Annotated in this window: 1 protein-coding gene; it reads right to left on the bottom strand. The window is 65.7% G+C overall.

Annotation, left to right across the window (positions count from 1 at the left end; genetic code table 11):
• Window positions 1–560 (bottom strand): IS256 family transposase (locus AC0L2Y_RS34580; protein ID WP_473562336.1); only part of this gene is annotated, 560 nt, incomplete at both ends.

Below are 560 nucleotides of genomic sequence, written 5' to 3'. Positions count from 1 at the left end.
CACAGCACCTTGGTGACGGCCGCCTTGATGCCTTCGTGGGCATCGGAGACGACGAGCTTGACGCCGCGCAGGCCGCGGCGGGTCAGCTTGCGCAGGAACTCCGTCCAGATCGGCTCGGCCTCCGAGGTGCCAATCTCCATGCCCAGCACCTCGCGCCGGCCGTCCGCGTTGACGCCGACAGCGATGATGACGGCGACCGAGACGATGCGACCGCTGCGGCGCACCTTCAGGTAGGTGGCGTCGATCCACAGATAGGGCCAGTCGCCCTCGATGGGTCTTTCAAGGAACGCTTTGACCTTGCCGTCGATCTCCTCGCACAGCCGGCTGACCTGGCTCTTGGAGATGCCGCTCATGCCCATGGCCTTGACCAGGTCGTCAACCGATCGGGTCGAGATGCCTTGCACATAAGCTTCCTGGATGACGGCGGTCAGCGCCTTCTCGGCCATGCGGCGTGGTTCAAGGAACCCGGGGAAGTAAGAGCCCTTCCTGAGCTTGGGGATGCGCAGCTCGACGGTGCCGGCGCGCGTCTCCCAGTCGCGCTCGCGATAGCCGTTGCGCTG

The organism is Mesorhizobium sp. WSM4830, from assembly GCF_055811495.1.
The sequence above is the reverse complement of the archived record's forward strand: the minus strand, read 5'-3'. Positions and strand labels throughout refer to the sequence as shown.